Raw genomic sequence first — 16,226 nt, forward strand, 5'->3', positions numbered from 1 at the left:
GATCTCACAAATTTCTTAACTGATCGGCATTACAGCCTGAGCTGCCCTTTATCTTTCTCTATCACGACATCGTTTCGTCGTCGATTAGCCTTCTAGACCCGCAGATGCTTGAGAGTTTTGAATTAACTCAATCATGTAGCCATCAGGATCTTTTACGAAAGCGATATGAGTGCTTCCGCCTTTTACAGGGCCAGCTTCACGAGTAATATTGCCGCCTGCCGCTTTGATGGTATCGCAGGTAGCATAGATATCATCGACACCAATAGCGATGTGACCAAACGCGTTACCTAAATCGTATTCACTGGTGCCCCAGTTGTAAGTCAGTTCAATCACCGCGCCCTGAGACTCATCACCGTAGCCGAGGAAGGCAAGGGTGTATTGGTACTCAGTGTTGTCATTTTTGCGTAATAGCTGCATGCCCATTACGTTAGTGTAGAACTCGATAGATTTATCTAAATCGCCGACACGCAGCATGGTGTGTAGAATGCGTCCGTTTGACATAATTTGCTCCTAATATAATTCTGCTTAAATATTACCACGAAGTTTTCTTTATTTGGCAATGATTTAGCGCTCAAGGTTTTTGTTTTTAGTGCAAAAAAGCAGCCCTGTGGCTGCCTTCTTATACGTCTGTTTTTTCTTTGTATTCGCATAAATCTTCGATGATGCAACTGCCACAGCGTGGTTTACGTGCCACGCAGGTGTAACGGCCATGCAAGATAAGCCAATGGTGCACATCAAGCTTGAATTCTTTGGGTACCACTTTTAGCAGCTTTTCTTCAACCTGATCCACATTTTTGCCCATGGCAAACTTGGTACGATTAGAGACGCGATAAATATGAGTGTCTACGGCAATGGTTGGCCAACCGAAAGCAGTATTGAGCACCACGTTAGCGGTTTTACGTCCAACACCAGGTAGCGCTTCTAATGCCTCGCGATTTTCGGGCACTTCACCACCATGTTGTTCTAATAAAATGCGACAGGTTTTAATCACATTTTCAGCTTTTGAGTTGAATAAACCGATGGTTTTAATGTAGTGCTTAACCCCATCAACGCCTAAGTCGAGAATCGATTTTGGTGTGTTGGCGACGGGATACAGTTTGTCGGTGGCTTTATTGACACTGACGTCGGTTGCTTGTGCAGAAAGTAAGACGGCAATTAACAGCTCAAAAGGTGAACTCCAATTGAGCTCAGTTTGCGGATTTGGGTTGTTGTCCCTAAGACGTTTAAGAATCTCAACGCGTTTAGTGTTGTTCATGTTTATGCTACTTCCCGTGTATCGATCGCTGTGTTTCCGTTGTAGGGAGCGGTTAATGGGCTGCACCTACAACGGATGAGCAATCAGGCTAACATCTCTATTTTTATAATGGTTGAGATGGCCGCTATTAGAGGGTGGTTAGTTAGTTACTCGTGCTCGTTCAATGTTTGGTTTATCTTGTTTTGGTTGGCGTTCTGCGAGCTTTTTATCAATCACGTTCTTTAACGCGATTAACAGACCGACGCCAATAAACGCACCTGGTGGAAGTAGTGCTAATAAGAAGCTGCTATCGAAATGGAACACTTCGATACGCAATGCTTTAGCCCACTCACCAAGCAGCAAATCAGCCCCATCAAATAGGGTACCGTTACCAATGATTTCGCGCATTGCGCCAAGAACAACCAGTACACTCGTCATGCCAAGGCCCATCCACAAACCGTCTAAAGCCGCTGGGATTGGATCATTTTTTGAAGCGAATGCTTCCGCTCGGCCAATGATAATACAGTTCGTTACGATCAATGGGATGAAGATACCCAAAGAAAGGTAGAGACCATAAGCGTAAGCGTTCATCAGTAATTGCACACACGTTACCAGTGCTGCAATGATCATGACAAACACCGGAATACGTACTTCTTTTGGCACATAATCACGCACGAGTGAAACCGTGACATTTGAACCAACCAGTACCAGTAAGGTGGCAATCCCAAGGCCAAGCGCATTGGTGATGGTTGATGAAACCGCCAAGAGAGGACACAGACCGAGTAGTTGTACTAGTGCCGGGTTGTTGTCCCACATGCCATCTTTAAACAGCTTTTTGTTATCAGCCATTATTTTCTCCTCCACAATTACGTGGTTGAGCCAGTAACTGTTGACGATTTTGGTTGATGTAATCAACGGTACGTTTTACTGATTTGACGACCGCACGAGGTGTGATGGTTGCGCCAGTAAATTGATCAAATTGGCCGCCATCTTTGCGTACATGCCAACTTGATTGGTTGTCTGCGGTAACCGTTTTACCGGTAAAACCCAAAATCCAATCGCTGACCCGTAGATCAATTTTATCACCTAACCCTGGGGTTTCTTGATGTGATAAAACGCGTGTACCGAGTATGGTGCCATCTTGTTGTACCGCAACAATCACTTTGATCGCGCCGTTATAACCATCAGGCGCAATAGCCTCAAGCGCAATCGCACTTGGCTCACCGTTTAAAGTGGCAATATAAGCTGGCATTGCTTGAGTGGTACCAAGAGCGGGGTCTTCAACTAAGGTGCACGCTTGATACAAGCTATTGTCATGTAATTGCTCAGGAATGACTTGATTCAATACTGAGAGCAGTTGTTTTTGTTCCTGCAATTGAATCTGGTCTTTGGTCAAATATTGAGTTAGTGCGACTAATCCGGTCGATGCACAAGCAAAGATGGCCAGTGTTACCCCGTTTTTACGAATTGCGTTTAACATTTGGGATCCTTAATGGCCATAAGTGCGAGGTTTGGTGTAGTAATCGATCAGTGGCACACACATATTGGCAAGTAATACTGCAAATGCGACGCCATCAGGGAAACCACCCCAAGTGCGGATAATGAATACCATTGCGCCAATAAAAGCACCAAAAATGAGTCGCCCTTTCACTGTCGTTGAAGCGGAAACCGGATCGGTTGCAATGAAGAATGCGCCCAACATCGTTGCACCAGAGAATAAGTGAACCAGGGGCGACGCGGTTTGATCCGGCGTAAGCAGCATGAATAGGCTACTGATGACCAATAAACTGGCTAAAAAGCTCACTGGTATCTGCCAGTTGATCACACGCAGCTTGATCATAGCGATACCGCCAATCAAGTAGGCAAGGTTGACCCATTGCCAGCCAATACCTGCGAACGCGCTAAATTGCGGTTGAGCCATCGCTTCACTTGCGGTGCTTCCTGCCATCAGTGCGGTTTTAAAGCTGTCTAACGGCGTCGCCATCGTCATGCCATCAATGCCGGTACGGATCTGTTGCAGTGATAAACCTTCAACGTCGTAACCGGTAAAGATCAGAGAGAACGCATCTGCTGAACTGATCGAAGTGCTTTGCAGTTCAATTGGTGAAATCCAACTGGTCATTTGTAATGGAAATGAGATTAACAGAACCACATAGGCAATCATGGCCGGATTAAATGGGTTTTGTCCAATACCACCATAAAGTTGCTTGGCAATCACAATAGCAAAAACAAGACCAATCGCGATGATCCACCACGGTGAAAGCGGCGGAATTGCCACCGCAAGTAACCATGCTGTGACCAGTGCGCTATTGTCACGCAGTGCTGACATTGGTGAGCGCTTACGTAACAGCATAACCACCGCTTCAAGGCTCAAGGCGATGACAATAGCGAGTACTAACTGAATTAGTGTTCCCCAGCCAAAAAAGTAGGTTTGAGCAATAAGACCCGGCAGGGCACAAAGAGCCACCCACTTCATTAAGTCAGGAGTGCTTCTGCGGCTGTGCGCATGGGGTGAGCTGGCAATAAAGAAGGCCACTACTCTTTCTCCTCAGATTGTTTTTGTTGTTCTTGTTGTGCTTTACGTGCTTTAGCGCGCGCAATGGCAGCGGCAACCGCGGCTTTTTTCGCATCGTCTGCGCTTGGCGTTTCAGTGATGTCAGCTCTTGCTTCTGCTTGTGGTGCAGAGCTCACGTCAACAGGCGCAGCAGCTTGCTCTGCTTTACGTGCTTTGGCGCGCGCAATCGCAGCGGCAACGGCGGCTTTTTTCGCATCGTCAGCGCTTGGCGCATCAGTGACTTCGCTTTTTGCTTCCACTTGTGGTGCAGCGTTCGCGTCAACAGGCGCAGTTGCTTGCTCTGCTTTACGTGCTTTGGCGCGCGCAATCGCAGCGGCAACGGCGGCTTTTTTCGCGTCGTCTGCGCTTGGCACATCAATAACGTCAGCTTTTGCTTCCGCTTGTGTTGCTGAGTCCGTTTCTACCGCGGTAGAGGTCGGTTCTGCTTTACGCGCTTTAGCGCGCGCAATGGCAGCGGCAACGGCGGCTTTTTTCGCGTCGCCTGCGCTTGGCGCATCAATAACGTCAGCTTTTGCTTCCGCTTGTGTTGCTGAATCCGTCTCTACCGCGGTAGAGGTCGGTTCTGCTTTACGTGCTTTGGCGCGCGCAATGGCAGCGGCAACCGCGGCTTTTTTCGCATCGCCTGCGCTTGGCGCATCAGTAACGGGTGCATCAGTAGGTTCAGTTGCCGGTGTTGTTGCTTGTTGGGCTTTCTTGGCTTTGGCACGGGCAATTGCCGCAGCGACTGCACTTTGCTTATCGCCAGCTTGTGGCTTATCGCTGTCCTCTGCGCTTGGTTCACTGGCGGCATTGCGCTGTTGTTCTACCTTACGTTCGCGGGCCTGACGTTTACGCTCTTCACGTAGCTTGGTCATTTCGCTGTTGTCTGGTTCAGTTTGGCCTTGCTGCATTGCTTGGGCTTGTTTGGCTTTTGCGCGTGCAATCGCAGCGGCTACGGCTGGCTTCACGGGTGCTTCACCAGTATCAGACTGTGATTTTTGCGCTTTAACACGGGCAATCGCAGCGGCAATGGCATCATCGCCACCGCTTGATGTCATCTCTTGGCGGCGCTCATCGGCAGCTTTTTTAAAGCGGTTTTCACGCTCAGCTTTGTCACGCTCTAAACGTAGTTTTTTATGTTCGAAACGTTGACGAGCACGCTCAGCAGATTCCGCTTCTTCTTTGCGAGTACGGATTTCTGCTTTGGCTTGGCGGTAGTATTGAACCAGTGGAATTTCACTTGGGCAGACGAAGGCACAAGCCCCACATTCAATACAATCCTTAATATTAAGCTCTTCACATTTATCGAAATCTTGCGCTTTGGCATACCACTGCAATTGTTGTGGTAGTAGTGAGGCTGGGCAAGCTTCTGCACAGGCTCCACAACGGATACACGCCATTTCATGTTGGTCTGAAACGATCTCACGGCGTGTCGGCGCTAAAATACAGTTGGATGTTTTGGTGATTGGCACATTGGCGTGGGGCAGCGTAAAGCCCATCATAGGGCCACCCATGATCAAACGTGGCAATTTACGATCTTCTTTATAACCAAACTCTTCCAACAAGGCTTGAACTGGTGTTCCAACCAAGGTCCAAATGTTTTTCGGTTGACTAAAGCTGTTACCTGTTAATGTAACAATACGCTCAATCAGCGGTTCTCCATGACAAATAGCACGTTGAATGGCGTACAGTGAACCGACGTTTTGCACCAGCAAACCAATATCAGCAGGAATACCGTTATTGGGCACTTCTTTATTGGTTAATACCTTGATGAGCTGTTTTTCACCACCCGATGGGTATTTGGTTGGGATAACACGAATCACAATGTCTTTGTGTTGCGCAGCCAGTTCAAGGGCTTTGATCGCTTGTGGTTTGTTATCTTCAATACCGATGATGGTCAGCTTTGGCTTGAGGATGTACTCAACAATTTCAATGCCCTGAATAATGGCATCGGCGTATTGCTGCATTAAAACATCATCAGCGGTGATGTAAGGTTCACATTCCGCAGCATTGATGATCAGGATTTCAGTTCGGCCAAGGCCTGCTTGAATTTTTTTGGCCGTTGGGAAGCCTGCGCCCCCCATACCAGAAATACCCGCTTGGCGGATAACTTCAAGCAATTCTTCAGGGGTTTTGTCACTGAAGTTTTCGACGATACTACGCTCTGCCCACTCTTCTTTGAAGTCAGGTTCGATGACGATACAGGTTTCTGCCAGCCCTGATGGATGGGCCGTTGTGCGTGGTTCGATAGCGGTGATAACGCCCGACGTTGGCGCATGCACTGGCAACATGAAGCTCATATCGTATTTGGTCAGTGGTTGACCTTTTAATACGCGCTCGCCCACATTGACAATCAGGTTACCTGGTTTACCGATGTGCTGTTTGATCGGCAAGACAATCTCTTTGGCGATAGCAGCACGCTCAAGACCGTTTTTTAACGATTGCTGCTTATTTTCTGGTGGGTGAACACCGCCTGGAAAATCCCAAAGTGCGCCGGTTTTAATTTGTTTGATGAGTGACAACATACCAGTCCTTAACTCACGCGATTCTGCGCATCAGCGCCAGAATGGGTAATATCAACAACAGGAATGGCATTGAGTTGCCATTTCCAATTCGCTGTCGTGGTTTCTACAGGGATCATTTCGATACAATCCGTTGGACATGGCGCAACACAGAGGTCGCAGCCGGTACATTCATCCTTAATCACAGTGTGTAGCGCTTTGGTGCCGCCTACTATCGCGTCGACCGGACACGCTTGAATACATTTGGTACAACCGATGCACATATCTTCATGAATAAAGGCAACGGTTTTCACCGCGCTATCGAGATCGTGCGCCGATTCGGTTGCTTCAACCCCCATTAAGCCAGCCAGCTTTTCGATGGTCGCTTGACCACCCGGAGGACATTTATTGATAGCATCACCATTAGCAATAGCTTGCGCGTACGGACGACAACCCGGGTAGCCACATTGACCGCACTGGGTCTGCGGTAAAATTTCATCGATTTGATCAACGATTGGGTCGGCTTCCACTTTAAAGCGAATCGATGCAAAGCCAAGAATCGCCCCAAAGACTGCCGCCAAGACCGCGATTGCAATAACCGCAATTACAATTGAATTCATTACAGCTTCACCAATCCAGTAAAGCCCATAAAGGCAAGAGACATCAGTCCGGCGGTAATCATCGCAATTGATGCACCTTTGAATGGCGTAGGAACATCAGCAGCGCCAATACGTTCACGCATTGATGCGAACAGAATCAACACTAACGAGAAGCCTACCGCAGCACCAAAACCATAAATGATCGATTGAATAAAATTGTGATTTTCATTGATATTCAACAGGGCGACACCCAACACCGCACAGTTGGTGGTGATCAGAGGTAGGAAGATACCGAGTAAGCGATAGAGCGTCGGGCTGGTTTTATGCACCACCATTTCAGTGAACTGTACAACGACTGCGATGACGAGAATAAAGCTCATCGTACGCAAATATTGCAGTTCTAGCGGCACTAAAATGTAGCTTTCGACAAGATAGGCGCACACAGAAGCTAGGGTTAGCACAAACGTGGTCGCTAGCCCCATACCAATAGCAGTTTCGAGTTTTTTAGACACGCCCATAAATGGACAGAGGCCCAAAAACTTCACCAGTACAAAGTTGTTGACGAGCACAGTGCCGACCAACAACAAAAGATATTCGGTCATAGTATTTATTTAAGAAATTCCGATCCCGACATTATCCTGCTTTGCTCAGTCAATAACAACCAAGGAAAGCTAAGGTTTTACACTCCTGACTAAAAATTATACGCAAAAATGTCGCGGTTTGGTTCGCCGTTGTTTTCAGCAATGAATAGTTTGTGATTAAAGCGTCACCAAGTGTACATGGTTCTGTTGCTTAACGATTACAAGGCGGTAACAGCTTGAGGTTGATATCGCGATACGCTGAACAGTTTTGTAACGAGATTAGTTTTGCCTAGTTCAACTGTGACATTGCACGAATAATTGCCTCTATAAAGAGCATATTATTCACCCAGTCTATTAAACGTTGTCATCAAGGAGTTTGATGTGTTTTTTATTGAATTTTTTATTGTTCTAGGATGTATTTTAATTGGTGCTCGTATTGGCGGTATCGGTCTTGGCGTATTAGGCGGGGTCGGTCTGGCGATTTTGAGCTTTATGTTTGGCTTGAAACCAACCAGTCCACCGATCGATGTAATGTTAATGATCATGGCGGTGGTTGCAGCAGCCGCAGCAATGCAAGCATCTGGTGGTTTGGATTACCTGATTAAGATTGCTTCAAATATTTTACGTAAGAACCCTCGTCACATTACTTTTATTGCCCCTTTAGTGACGTACACTTTTACTTTCCTGGCCGGTACAGGCCACGTGGCTTACTCAGTATTGCCAGTGATTGCAGAAGTGAGTCGTCGTAGTGGTGTTCGTCCTGAGCGTCCATTAGGTATGGCGGTTATCGCCTCTCAGTTTGCAATCGTTGCTAGCCCAATCGCAGCTGCAGTTGTAGCTTTGGTTGCCTTTCTTGAGCCACAAGGCATTACTCTTGCAGACGTACTGATGGTAACGATTCCAGGTACTTTCTTAGGTTTGGCTACTGCGTGTTTGATCGTTAATAAACTGGGCAAAGAGCTCAAAGATGATCCTGAATACCAGCGTCGTATGCAAGATCCTGCATTCCGCAAAGAAATGGAAGCGGAAGTGCAAGTTGATGAGCTTGTGATTAAACCTCAAGCAAAAACAGCGGTTGGTCTATTCCTATTTGGTGCGCTTGCAGTAGTTATCATGGGGGCATTCCCATTCCTACGTCCTAACTTTGATGGGTCTCCGATGGGGATGGCTCATACCATTGAAATCATCATGTTAGCAGTGGGTGCATTGATCATTCTTATCTGTAAGCCAGATGGCAATGAAATCACTCAAGGTTCGGTATTCCATGCCGGTATGCGCGCTATTGTGGCGATCTTTGGTATTGCATGGTTGGGTGACACGTTCATCGCAGGCCACGACCTTATGGTGAAAGAAGCGGTATCAGGCATGGTAGAAGTTGCACCATGGACTTTTGCTTTCGCACTATTTGGTTTGTCAGTGATGGTAAACAGCCAAGGTGCAACTACGGCGGTATTAGTACCAGTAGGCATTATGCTTGGTCTGCCAGCTGAAGTGATTATTGCTACATTTGTGGCAGTGAATGGTTACTTCTTTATTCCGAACTACGGTCCAATCATCGCTTCGATTGACTTTGACCGTACCGGCACCACGAAAATTGGTAAATACATCTTTAACCATAGCTTTATGATCCCTGGTCTATTGAGCATGGTCTTTAGTATTATCTTTGGTTTTGTTTTTGCAGGCTTCGTACTGTAACGGTAAAGGCTTATATGAGTGCTAATGGGGCTTCTATTATCGCTCATGACTGAGATTAATATGATGTTGAAAAAAGACGCTTTCGGGCGTCTTTTATTCTTTGTGCCTTGATGCAAAGAAAGTGTGAAGGCTAGAAACGAAAAAAGCTCAACCGTGAGGTTGAGCTTTTTTATCGAATTTGGCTCCCCCTGCAAGACTTGAACTTGCGACATACGGATTAACAGTCCGCCGTTCTACCGACTGAACTAAGGGGGAATAGCTATAAAGCGAGGCGAATATTATCGAGACCTAATGCAAGAGTCAACTCTGTAAGCGAGATAAAAATTAATTTTATAGCAAAAAAAAACTTTACTTTTTGCTAGGCCACGCCAGCTATAGGCTGGATTTACTTATCCACTAAATTTGTGGATAACCATGTTAATTAAAATTGAGTAACTAAATTTATCCACAGGTGGAGCAAAAAAACATCATTTAAAATTGACAAGGATCTTTCACTAAAGCACCAAGCTGTAAGGTTTTATGTCAGAAAAAGATCGAAAATAAAATTAACTGGGAGAAAATGATCAACTGCGAGATGGTGCACGTTTTGGAGGTTTTGTGAGTAAGTTGTGTATAGAAAAAGAGAGGATTTTGCGCTGGATAGCGACAGGGCGAAGAATAATATCAGGATCCCCAGTACGGATCTAGACTTAATCGAACAAAACAATCAAATCAGAGATTAATTTCTTTTTTTATACTTGAGTCTGTATATATATACAGACAAAATAGAGAGTCAGACACAGAACCTTGAGGACGTTATGAGCAAACTGTATGAGCTCGTCTCAGACTATCAACCATCGGGAGACCAACCGAAGGCCATTGAAAAGTTATTAGAAGGGATAGATTCAGGTTTAGCCCATCAAACATTACTTGGGGTGACGGGGTCTGGTAAAACCTTTACCTTGGCAAATGTGATCGCCTCTACCCAGCGTCCTGCTATTTTGCTCGCGCCGAATAAAACCTTAGCGGCACAACTGTATGGTGAAATGAAAGCATTTTTTCCCAATAACGCGGTTGAGTATTTTGTCTCTTACTACGACTACTACCAACCAGAAGCGTATGTGCCGACGACCGATACTTTTATTGAGAAAGACTCCTCCATTAATGCGCATATCGAGCAGATGCGTCTATCGGCAACGAAAGCATTGTTAGAGCGTAAAGACGCTATTATTGTTGCGTCGGTATCCGCAATTTATGGTTTGGGGGATCCACAAGCCTATTTGCAAATGATGTTGCATATTCGCCGTGGTGATGTACTTGACCAACGAGATATTTTACGTCGCCTGGCAGAGCTGCAATATAGTCGTAACGATGTCGCGTTTGAGCGTGGTCAATTCCGAGTTCGTGGTGAAGTGATTGATATTTTCCCCGCAGAATCGGAACAAGATGCGGTTCGAATTGAAATGTTTGATGACGAAATTGATTGCATCAGTGTTTTTGACCCATTAACAGGGGCAATTAAGCAGCGCGATTTGCCTCGCTATACCATCTATCCAAAAACGCACTATGTGACGCCTCGTGAGCGGATCTTAGAAGCGGTTGAGCATATTAAGGTTGAGCTGGAACAGCGTAAAAGCTATTTGCTGGATAATAATAAGTTGCTGGAAGAGCAGCGTATTAGCCAGCGTACTCAATTTGATATCGAAATGATGAATGAGCTTGGCTTTTGTTCCGGAATAGAAAACTACTCACGCTATCTGAGCGGTCGCAAAGAGGGTGAGCCGCCTCCAACGTTGTTTGATTATCTGCCACAAGATGGCTTGTTGGTCATCGATGAGTCCCACGTTACCGTACCGCAAATCGGCGCGATGTTTAAAGGGGATCGCTCGCGCAAAGAAACCTTGGTTGAGTATGGCTTCCGCTTACCGTCGGCTTTAGATAACCGCCCACTCAAATTTGAAGAGTTTGAAGCGTTAGCGCCGCAAACTATATTTGTTTCTGCTACTCCGGGTCATTATGAATTAGAAAAATCCGGAGATGATATTGCCGACCAAGTTGTTCGTCCAACGGGCTTGTTAGATCCTGAACTTGAAGTTCGCCCCGTTGCGACACAGGTTGATGACTTGTTGTCTGAGATTCGTATTCGAGCAGCTAAAGATGAGCGTGTGCTAGTCACCACACTTACCAAGCGCATGGCGGAAGATTTAACCGAGTATCTTACTGAGCACGATGTAAAGGTGCGCTACTTACACTCTGATATTGATACCGTTGAACGGGTCGAGATTATCCGAGACTTACGCTTGGGCGAGTTTGATGTGTTAGTGGGCATTAACTTACTGCGTGAGGGGTTAGATATGCCGGAAGTGTCGCTGGTGGCGATACTGGATGCAGATAAAGAAGGCTTCCTCCGTTCTGAACGCTCGTTGATTCAGACCATTGGTCGTGCGGCGCGTAACATTGAAGGTAAGGCGATCTTGTACGCGGATAGAATTACTGGCTCGATGAAACGTGCTATGGACGAGACTGAGCGACGTCGTGAAAAGCAACATGCGTACAATGTTGAAAACGGTATTACACCACAATCGCTGAAACGTAATATCAAAGATATTATGGAGCTAGGTGATATAGCGCGAGGCCGTAAGAAAACGCCGGGCAAACAGGTGCCGTTAGCGAAAGTGGCTGAACCATCGCAAAGTTATCAAGTGATGACGCCACAGCAGTTGGAAAAAGAAATCAGCAAGCTTGAGGCGCAGATGTATCAACATGCTCAGGATTTAGAATTTGAAATGGCGGCCGCGAAGCGGGATGAAATAGAAAAGTTACGCGCTCAGTTTATCGTTAATAGTTGAGTTTACTGTTCGACAGACAAAAAAATAGCCAATAGGAAGGGTCTATTGGCTGTTATTTGTGAATACTAAGTTCACTAACAACGTCAGTTGGCTAGGTGACCCATGAGGGTCAGTTATAGATAAGCAGTAACTATGCCAATTGTTTTGGCGTAAAAATCACACAAAAATCAATCTTAATCAGCTTAACTTGGTCATTCTGTTTGCAAATTGCAAAGCGCAATGCAATTATTTAGATAAAATGCAAATGGATTTACGCGGTTAGGCTATGCCACAAAGCACCCATACACAAAAAAGCAGATATCTGCTGATGGTAGAAGATACCGCCTCTGTGGCGGCACTCTATCGTTCTTATCTTACGCCGCTGGGTATCGATATTAATATCGTCGGTACCGGGCGCGATGCGATTGAAAGTCTTGAATTTCGCACACCCGATTTGATCTTGCTCGATTTGCGCTTGCCCGATATGACAGGGATGGATGTTCTACAAGCGGTCAAACAGCAAAACCCGGATGTGCCAGTTATTTTCATGACTGCTCATGGCTCGATCGATACCGCGGTTGAGGCGATGCGGTTAGGCGCACAAGATTTCTTGATCAAACCCTGTGAAGCGGACCGACTGCGCGTGACGGTGAACAATGCGATTCGCAAAGTAACGAAGCTAAGAACCGAAGCGGGAACCAATCAAGGCTATCAAGGGTTTATCGGCAGTAGTCATACCATGCAAGCGGTCTATCGGACGATTGACTCGGCGGCGACCAGTAAAGCGAGTATTTTCATTACTGGTGAAAGTGGTACCGGTAAAGAGGTGTGTGCAGAGGCATTGCATGCCACCAGTAATCGTGGCGATAAACCGTTTATTGCCATCAACTGTGCTGCCATTCCTAAAGACTTGATTGAAAGTGAATTGTTTGGTCACGTTAAAGGGGCCTTTACTGGCGCGGCAACCGATCGTGAAGGCGCTGCGGAACTGGCCGATGGCGGAACCCTGTTTTTGGATGAATTGTGCGAAATGGATCTGGACTTGCAGACCAAATTACTGCGTTTTATCCAAACCGGAACCTTTCAAAAGGTGGGTTCATCCAAAATGAAAAGTGTGGATGTACGTTTTGTTTGTGCAACCAACCGAGACCCATGGAAAGAAGTACAGGAAGGGCGCTTTCGTGAAGACTTGTATTATCGCCTTTACGTTATCCCACTGCACTTACCACCTTTGCGTGAGCGTGGCGAAGATGTCATTGAAATTGCATACTCCTTGCTAGGCTTTATGTCGAAAGAAGAAGGCAAAGATTTTATCCGTCTCTCGCCGGAAGTGGTTGATCGCTTTGCTCGCTATGAGTGGCCTGGTAATGTGCGTCAATTGCAGAACGTACTGAGAAATGTGGTGGTGCTTAACAATGGCCGTGAAATTCGCTTAGATATGTTACCACCACCGTTGAACCAACCTTGTGAGGGCGTGTCACGCAGCGTCAATGAAGAAACAGAGACCTTGTCGGTACACGATATTTTCCCGTTATGGCTGACGGAAAAAAATGCCATTAAGCTGGCGATAAAAGCGTGTGAGGGAAATATTCCGAAAGCGGCTGGTTATCTCGATGTTAGCCCATCGACACTATACCGTAAGCTACAAGGTTGGAATGAAAAAGAGACCAAGTAACGATGGTTATGGAAGTGGTTATGCAAGTATTAAATCAAGCGAAAGTAGAGCGTTTAGGGAATGAGATAGGCAAAGAAAATGTGCCTATTTTACTCGAGATTTTTTTAGGTGAACTGGCGCAATACATCGAGACATTGTCTGCTGAGCAAGACAATCAAGGCACTTACTTGAAAGACATAAGTCATGCTTTGAAAAGCAGTGCGGCCAGCTTTGGTGCGGAAGCATTGTGCGCGTTAGCGGTTGAATTGGATGCCGCAGCCAAAGCCGGAGCATCACTTGATGATGCTGAAATAAAACAAAAGATGTTAGCGCTGCTGGTGGATACGCAGCAACGCTATAAGAGCTTACTCGGTCAATAGTTGTACGATGGCTTGTTGTAGCTTTTGACGATCGTGTCGCCAATCTCGGTTTGGCGACGCAAGATCGCTCACCACGTAGTTCCAGTCACTCAGTTCTGGGTGCGTCTCTTCACCAAGAATGACATCAATTTTGCGACCTTGGCAGGCGCGTTCGCACCATTCCAATTTTTCACGTAAGGTCATACGACCTGCCGGGCCATATTCTGGTGATAGGTTTTCGACAAACACCAATTTTGCGTTTTGGTTTTGCGCAATCGCACGGCCAACTTCGGTAAGTAACAACGGTGGCATGATGCTGGTCAGAAAGCTGCCCGGGCCAAGAATAATCAAATCGGCTTGTTCAATGGCTTGAACGCCTTCTTTGGTGGCTGGCACTTCAGGATCAAGATCTAAGCGTTGTAGATCGGCTTCCATCTCATCAACACTGGTTTCGCCAGTTACCCATTTTCCTTCTTTGGACAGCGCCTTAAGATCAGAAGGGTGTTCAGACATGGGCACGATGTTTACGTCAACCTTCAGCATGTTGCGGATAAGGTTGATCGCGTCGAGTGGGCGTACCGACAAGTTATCGAGTGCCGTGAGCATTAGATTGCCTAAGTTATGCCCATCCAGTTCGCCAGCGCCTTTGAAGCGATACTCAAACATCATCGAACTGATTGAGGGCTCGGTGATGAGCTGGTTGATACAGTTACGTGTATCTCCCCAAGCAATACCACCTTGGCAGTGTCGAATTCGACCCGTTGACCCACCATTGTCGGTCGTGGTGATAATGCCAGTGGCATTGGAGCCGAAATCCGCAAGCGCCGCAAGCATTCGTCCTAAGCCATGGCCGCCGCCAATGGCGACAATTTTGTGTTCAGAATATACAGTCATTCGTTTTTTTCTTATTTTGTCATAACCAACTACAATTTAAATTAATCCATTTATCGTCGGTACTCAATAGTAGGTAATTTGCCCGTTTGACACGATTTTTTTGCCTCTAGGGTAGAATCACTTACCAATATTAAGTATTTTATAAGACAGCTATCGTTAATATGGATTGTGATTGCAACTATATCATATTGACGGTTGCCATAACTCCGAGCTTTACCCGCTAAGTTCAATACAGAATAAGCGCGTTGAGCCAGTGACGAAAGGTCACAAGGGCATGATTGGAAATGGTCATGCCTCCCGTGTTTGGAAAGGTGTTCCGTGGCGCAACAATTAGAAGATAAATTTCATCGCAAGTTTTATTACTTGCGTCTCTCAGTTACAGATGTTTGTAACTTCAAATGTACCTACTGCTTACCTGATGGTTATAAACCTTCGGGGCAGAAAAACTCGTCTTTTTTATCACTACCTGAAATCAAACGTGTCGTTCGCGCGTTTGCCGATTGTGGTACCAGCAAGGTACGCATTACAGGTGGTGAGCCTAGCTTACGCAAAGACTTCACTCAAATTATCGAAACCGTAGCGAATACGGAAGGTATTCGTAAGGTCGCGACAACGACCAACGGTTACCGGATGGAAAAAAGCGTGCTTGAGTGGCAGCAAGCGGGGTTAACCCATATCAATGTGAGTGTTGATAGCCTCGATCCGCGCTTATTTCACCAAATCACAGGTGAGAATAAGTTCAATCAGGTGATGGGTGGTATCGAGCGTGCGCTCGAAATTGGTTATAAACAAATCAAAGTCAATGTTGTGTTGATGAAAGATCTTAACTCTCATCAATTACCTCTGTTTCTTGATTGGATTAAAGACCGTCCTATTCAACTGCGTTTCATCGAATTGATGCAAACGGGTGAGATGGATGAGTTGTTTAAGCAGCATCACGTATCCGGTGTCCAAATTCGTAATCAATTGATCGCGAATGGCTGGTTGCTTAAGATTCGCGAAAAGAATGACGGCCCTGCACAGGTATTTGTTCACCCTGACTATAAAGGTGAGATTGGCCTTATCATGCCGTATGAAAAAGGTTTCTGTGAAAGTTGTAACCGTCTTCGCGTTTCAGCGTTAGGTAAATTGCACCTTTGTCTGTTTGGTGACCACGGCGTAGAGCTGCGTGATTTGCTGGCAGAAGATAAGCAAGAGCCTGAGTTGATAGAACGCATTCAACAGCAGTTACAAACCAAATCTGTCAGCCACTTCTTGCAAGATGGCAACACCGGTATGACGCCGAATTTAGCCTCGATTGGCGGCTAACGTCGTTACATAATCAGAGCAAACACATTCAAATAATAGC

At 46.1% G+C, this 16,226-nt stretch carries 14 protein-coding genes, 1 tRNA gene and 1 riboswitch; of the genes, 5 read left to right on the top strand and 10 right to left on the bottom strand.

Annotation, left to right across the window (positions count from 1 at the left end):
* Positions 1 to 84: 84 nt before the first annotated feature.
* The 8 genes from gloA to rsxA all read right to left on the bottom strand — a co-directional run bounded on the left by gloA (position 85) and on the right by rsxA (position 7,490).
* Positions 85 to 501, bottom strand: a complete 417-nt coding sequence (gloA, locus tag RJD38_RS10795) for a lactoylglutathione lyase (protein ID WP_005595011.1) — start codon at positions 499 to 501, stop codon at positions 85 to 87.
* A 118-nt stretch (positions 502 to 619) separates the two neighbouring features.
* Positions 620 to 1,255, bottom strand: coding sequence for an endonuclease III (gene nth, locus RJD38_RS10800; RefSeq protein WP_005595010.1), 636 nt, complete (start codon positions 1,253 to 1,255; stop codon positions 620 to 622).
* 138 nt (positions 1,256 to 1,393) lie between these two features.
* Complete coding sequence (locus tag RJD38_RS10805) at positions 1,394 to 2,083, bottom strand: electron transport complex subunit E (RefSeq protein WP_005595009.1); 690 nt, start codon at positions 2,081 to 2,083, stop codon at positions 1,394 to 1,396.
* Positions 2,076 to 2,714, bottom strand: a complete 639-nt coding sequence (gene rsxG / locus RJD38_RS10810) for an electron transport complex subunit RsxG (RefSeq protein ID WP_005595008.1) — start codon at positions 2,712 to 2,714, stop codon at positions 2,076 to 2,078. The genes RJD38_RS10805 and rsxG overlap by 8 nt, the downstream gene beginning before the upstream one ends.
* 9 nt (positions 2,715 to 2,723) lie before the next feature.
* Positions 2,724 to 3,770, bottom strand: coding sequence for an electron transport complex subunit RsxD (gene rsxD / locus RJD38_RS10815; protein ID WP_038219549.1), 1,047 nt, complete (start codon positions 3,768 to 3,770; stop codon positions 2,724 to 2,726).
* Positions 3,770 to 6,313 (bottom strand): electron transport complex subunit RsxC, encoded by a 2,544-nt coding sequence (rsxC, locus tag RJD38_RS10820; RefSeq protein WP_367971270.1) that lies wholly within the window; start codon positions 6,311 to 6,313, stop codon positions 3,770 to 3,772. The genes rsxD and rsxC overlap by 1 nt, the downstream gene beginning before the upstream one ends.
* A gap of 8 nt (positions 6,314 to 6,321) precedes the next feature.
* Entirely contained in the window at positions 6,322 to 6,909 is a 588-nt protein-coding gene (gene rsxB / locus RJD38_RS10825) for an electron transport complex subunit RsxB (RefSeq protein ID WP_005593855.1), read from the bottom strand.
* Complete coding sequence (rsxA, locus tag RJD38_RS10830) at positions 6,909 to 7,490, bottom strand: electron transport complex subunit RsxA (protein ID WP_005593856.1); 582 nt, start codon at positions 7,488 to 7,490, stop codon at positions 6,909 to 6,911. The genes rsxB and rsxA overlap by 1 nt, the downstream gene beginning before the upstream one ends.
* 360 nt (positions 7,491 to 7,850) lie before the next feature.
* Here rsxA and RJD38_RS10835 point away from each other — a divergent pair, with 360 nt between their 5' ends.
* On the top strand, positions 7,851 to 9,164 hold the full coding sequence (locus tag RJD38_RS10835; RefSeq protein ID WP_065545580.1) for an anaerobic C4-dicarboxylate transporter family protein: 1,314 nt from the start codon (positions 7,851 to 7,853) through the stop codon (positions 9,162 to 9,164).
* Positions 9,165 to 9,343: 179 nt separating this feature from the next.
* Here RJD38_RS10835 and RJD38_RS10840 read toward each other — a convergent pair.
* Positions 9,344 to 9,419, bottom strand: a tRNA-Asn gene (locus tag RJD38_RS10840).
* A 542-nt stretch (positions 9,420 to 9,961) separates the two neighbouring features.
* Between RJD38_RS10840 and uvrB the strand changes: the two genes are divergently transcribed.
* The 3 genes from uvrB (at position 9,962) to luxU (ending at position 14,005) form a co-directional block, all read left to right on the top strand.
* The gene (gene uvrB, locus RJD38_RS10845; protein WP_005593858.1) at positions 9,962 to 11,992 is read left to right on the top strand and encodes an excinuclease ABC subunit UvrB; all 2,031 of its coding nucleotides are present in this window, start codon (positions 9,962 to 9,964) and stop codon (positions 11,990 to 11,992) included.
* A 307-nt stretch (positions 11,993 to 12,299) separates the two neighbouring features.
* Positions 12,300 to 13,646 (top strand): quorum-sensing sigma-54 dependent transcriptional regulator LuxO, encoded by a 1,347-nt coding sequence (gene luxO / locus RJD38_RS10850; RefSeq protein WP_406852468.1) that lies wholly within the window; start codon positions 12,300 to 12,302, stop codon positions 13,644 to 13,646.
* Between the two features lie 20 nt (positions 13,647 to 13,666).
* Positions 13,667 to 14,005 carry a quorum-sensing phosphorelay protein LuxU gene (luxU, locus tag RJD38_RS10855; RefSeq protein WP_065545985.1) on the top strand — a complete coding sequence of 113 codons (339 nt, stop codon included), beginning with the start codon at positions 13,667 to 13,669 and terminating at the stop codon, positions 14,003 to 14,005.
* Here the strand turns inward: luxU and RJD38_RS10860 are convergent.
* Positions 13,991 to 14,878, bottom strand: a complete 888-nt coding sequence (locus tag RJD38_RS10860; RefSeq protein WP_065545579.1) for a YvcK family protein — start codon at positions 14,876 to 14,878, stop codon at positions 13,991 to 13,993. The genes luxU and RJD38_RS10860 overlap by 15 nt on opposite strands.
* Positions 14,879 to 15,070: 192 nt before the next feature.
* Positions 15,071 to 15,208: riboswitch (molybdenum cofactor riboswitch) on the top strand.
* Here RJD38_RS10860 and moaA point away from each other — a divergent pair.
* A complete protein-coding gene (gene moaA, locus RJD38_RS10865) occupies positions 15,197 to 16,186 on the top strand; it encodes a GTP 3',8-cyclase MoaA (protein WP_065430003.1) in 990 nt (329 codons plus the stop codon). It overlaps the preceding riboswitch by 12 nt.
* Positions 16,187 to 16,226 lie beyond the last annotated feature (40 nt).

This window comes from Vibrio scophthalmi (genome assembly GCF_040869025.1).
GTDB classification, from domain to species: domain Bacteria; phylum Pseudomonadota; class Gammaproteobacteria; order Enterobacterales; family Vibrionaceae; genus Vibrio; species Vibrio scophthalmi.